At 72.7% G+C, this 3,553-nt stretch carries 3 protein-coding genes; 2 read left to right on the top strand and 1 reads right to left on the bottom strand.

The window, feature by feature from the left end:
* The coding region (locus ACWEVO_RS32670; RefSeq protein ID WP_452311299.1) for a helix-turn-helix domain-containing protein at positions 1 to 544 on the top strand (544 nt) is incomplete at its 5' end.
* Positions 545 to 654: 110 nt separating this feature from the next.
* Here ACWEVO_RS32670 and ACWEVO_RS32665 read toward each other — a convergent pair.
* The gene (locus tag ACWEVO_RS32665) at positions 655 to 1,803 is read right to left on the bottom strand and encodes a MalY/PatB family protein (RefSeq protein WP_452311298.1); all 1,149 of its coding nucleotides are present in this window, start codon (positions 1,801 to 1,803) and stop codon (positions 655 to 657) included.
* Positions 1,804 to 1,924: 121 nt separating this feature from the next.
* Here ACWEVO_RS32665 and ACWEVO_RS32660 point away from each other — a divergent pair, with 121 nt between their 5' ends.
* Entirely contained in the window at positions 1,925 to 3,508 is a 1,584-nt protein-coding gene (locus ACWEVO_RS32660) for a glycoside hydrolase family 64 protein (RefSeq protein ID WP_452311297.1), read from the top strand.
* Positions 3,509 to 3,553: the final 45 nt, after the last annotated feature.

Raw genomic sequence — 3,553 nt, 5'->3', positions numbered from 1 at the left:
TCAGCAGCGCGAGACCACCCTCGCCGAGCTCTCGGCGGCCACCGGCATCTCGGTGAGCACCCTGTCCCGGCTGGAGTCCGGCGCCCGCCGGCCCACCCTGGAGCTGCTGCTGCCGCTCGCGCGGGCGCACGGCGTCACCCTGGACGAGCTAGTCGACGCCCCGCCGACCGGGGACCCGCGGGTGCACCTGCGTCCGGTAACCCGGCACGGGATGACCATGCTGCCGCTGACCCGCCGGGCCGGCGGCATCCAGGCGTACAAGCTGGTGCTGCCGGGCGGCGGCCGCCGTAGCGAGCCGGACCCGCAGACCCACGAGGGCTACGAGTGGCTGTACGTGCTCAACGGGCGGCTGCGGGTCGTCCTCGGGGAGCACGACCTGGTGCTCTCCCCCGGCGAGGCAGCCGAGTTCGACACCCGGGTACCGCACTGGTTCGGCGCCGCCGACGCGGAACCGGTGGAACTCCTCAGCCTCTTCGGCCGGCAGGGCGAGCGCGCGCACCTGCGGGCCCGCCCCCGTACGCCGGACGGCCCGGCCGGCGACTGAGGTCCGCCCCCGCGGGCCACGTCGGCGGGCGCGCTGCGATCTTGGACAGTTCCCGTCCAGCAGGAACGCCAACTGTCCAAGATCGCGAGCGGCCAGCCACCGGAGGCGGGTCAGCGGCCGAGGGCGGTGGCCATGCGGTGCACGGCCTCCCGGATGTTCTCCGGGGCGGTGGCCAGGTTCAGCCGGGCGTGGCCGGTGCCGCCGGTGCCGAAGTCGGGGCCGGGGTTCAGCGCCACCCGACCGCGGTCGAGGAACACCGCGGCCGGATCGTCGCCCACCGGCAGCGCCCGGCAGTCGAGCCAGGCGAGGTAGGTGCCCTCCGGCGGTCGGTAGCCGAGGTCGGGGAGCCGCTCGGCGAGCAGGTCGCCGAGCAGCCGGCGGTTGTGGTCCAGGCCGGCCAGCAACCGGTCCAGCCAGCCGACCCCCTCGGTGAGGGCGGCGGCGTGCGCCAGGATTCCGAGGTGGCTGGGACCGTGGCCGACCTCCTCCGGCATCCGACGTAGCGTCCCGGCCGCCGCTGGACCGGCCACCGCCAGCGCGGCCTTGAGGCCGGCGAGGTTCCACGCCTTCGACGCGGACACCAGGGCGAAGCCGTCCTCGCCGCCGGGCACGGTCAGGTAGGGCACGAACTCGACGCCCGGGTAGACCAGCGGGGCGTGGATCTCGTCGACCACCACTCCCACCCCGTGCCGGGCGGCCAGTTCGGCCACCTCGGTCAACTCCTGCCGGGTGTGCACCGTTCCGGTGGGGTTGTGCGGGCTGCACAGCAGGTACGCGGCCCGGCGCCCGCCGGCGGTCGCCGTACGGAAGGCCGCGCGCAGCGCGTCCGGGTCGAGCCGGCCGTCGGGACCCAGCGGCGCCTCGACGATCCGCCGGCCGAGATGCCCGACGAACATGAAGAACGGCGGGTACACGGGCGGGTTCAGGATCACCGCGTCCCCGTCGTCGGTGAGCAGCTTCAGCACCTCGACGATGCCGAGCATGACGTCCGGCACCATGGCGGTGTGCTCCGGGCGGACCGGCCAGCCCCAGCGCCGGCCGGCGAAGTCGGCGAAGGCCTCCGCGTAGACGGGGCCGTGCGGGTACCCGGTGTCGCCGCGCGCGATCGCCTCGGTCAGGGTGCGGACCACCGGCTCCGCGGGCGGCACGTCCATCTCCGCGACGAACATCGGCAGGACGTCCGCCGGATAGCGGCGCCACTTCTCGCTGGTACGCCGGCGCAGCTCGGCGAGGGGTGGCCAGGGCAGCGGGTCGATCATGACGAGCACCCTAACCCGCGCCGGCGGCAACATATCGGCAACCACCTATTGACAAACATTGTTGCCAATTGGAGCCTGTGAGAGCGCTCTCTCCCGTCCCCGTCCCCGCCGAGGTGTCGCCATGCGTCTCCGAAGAAAGCTGCTCGCCGCCGCGTCCGCCCTGCTCGCCACGCTCGCAGGCACCGTCACCGCCACCCCCGCCCGGGCGGTCGGGCCGGCCCTGCTGCCGGTCACCGTCACCAACACGACCGGCCGCGCCGACCCGGTCTACCTGTACGTCATCGGCGTCCAACTGGCCACCGGCCGGCTCGGCTACGTCACCTCCGGCGGCGCCTTCGTGCCGTGGACCGGCGGGCAGATCCCGCCGTCGCCCGCCCCCGACGCCGCCATCCCCGGCCCCGGCAACGGCGGCAGCACCACGATCCAGTTTCCGCGCGGCTTCTCCGGCCGGGTCTACTTCGCTCTCGGGCAGAAGCTGAAGTTCTTCCTCACCCCGGACGGGCTGGTGCAGCCCGCCCCGTGGGCGGCCGGCGACGCCAACCGGGACATCCTCTTCGACTGGAGCGAGTTCACCTACAACGACTCCGGGCTGTGGCTGAACAGCTCCCAGGTCGACATGTTCGCGGTGCCGCACGCGGTGACCGTGACCGGCGCCAACGGGGTCACCCGGCGCACCGGCGACCTGGTGGCCAACGGGCGCAACGCGGTCATCGACGGGATCCGGGCCCAGTCGGGCTGGGCGAACACCGTCTACACGCGCTCCGACGGCACCGTGCTGCGGGTCCTGGCCCCGGGCAAGGCGGCCGGCGCGGGCCTGCTCAGCCCCACCTACCTGGACTCCTACATCGCCGCCGCGTGGAACGCGTACACCACGAAGACGCTGACCGTGGCACCCTTCGCCGACCAGCCGACGGTCCGCTACTACGGCCGGACCTCGGGCAGCACCATGACCTTCACCAACGGCAGTGGACAGGTGGTCGCCTCCTTCAACCGACCCTCCTCGGCGAGCGTCTGGGGTTGCGACGGCGACCTGCCCGCGCCGAACGACCAGGTGGTCGGCCCGATCTCGCGTACGCTCTGCGCCGCGCTGAACCGGGGCACCCTGGGCACCATCGACACCCAGCCCAGCACCAACGCCGCCGACTTCTACCGGAACACCCCGACCAACCAGTATGCCCGGCTGATCCACGCCAACATGGTCGACGGCCGGGCGTACGCATTCGCCTTCGACGACGTCGGCGGCTTCGAGTCCCTGGTGTACGACGGCGATCCGCGGGCCGCCGGGCTGATCCTCAGCCCGTTCGGCGGTGGCGGCGGCAGCACCGGGGTGGCCGTGGTCAGCAACTGGAACAACAAGTGCATCGACGTGCCGAGCGCCAATTTCGTGGACCGCGCCCAGCTGCAGATGTGGACCTGCAACGGCACCAACGCGCAGAAGTGGACGTTCACCGGCACCGCCCTGCAGAGCCAGAACAACAAATGCATGGACGTCGACGGCGGGTCCACCGCCAACGGCGCTGTGGTCCAGCTATACACCTGCAACGGCACCGGCGCCCAGCAGTTCACCCTCAACGGGGCCGGCGACCTGGTCAACCTCCAGGCGAACAAGTGCGTCGACATCAAGGACTGGAACGGCAGCGACGGCGCGAAGCTCCAGCTCTGGGACTGCGCCGGCACGGCCAACCAGAAGTGGCACAAGGGCTGATCCGCCCGGCACGGCGGCGGGGCCGGCCACCGGCCCCGCCGCACC

The organism is Micromonospora sp. NPDC003776, from assembly GCF_053605645.1.
The sequence above is the reverse complement of the archived record's forward strand: the minus strand, read 5'-3'. Positions and strand labels throughout refer to the sequence as shown.

Bases quoted from the DNA above. Each gene is read 5' to 3' on its own strand.
- ACWEVO_RS32665 (WP_452311298.1), bottom strand. From the start codon at position 1,803: ATGATCGACCCGCTGCCCTGGCCACCCCTCGCCGAGCTGCGCCGGCGT.
- ACWEVO_RS32660 (WP_452311297.1), top strand. From the start codon at position 1,925: ATGCGTCTCCGAAGAAAGCTGCTCGCCGCCGCGTCCGCCCTGCTCGCC.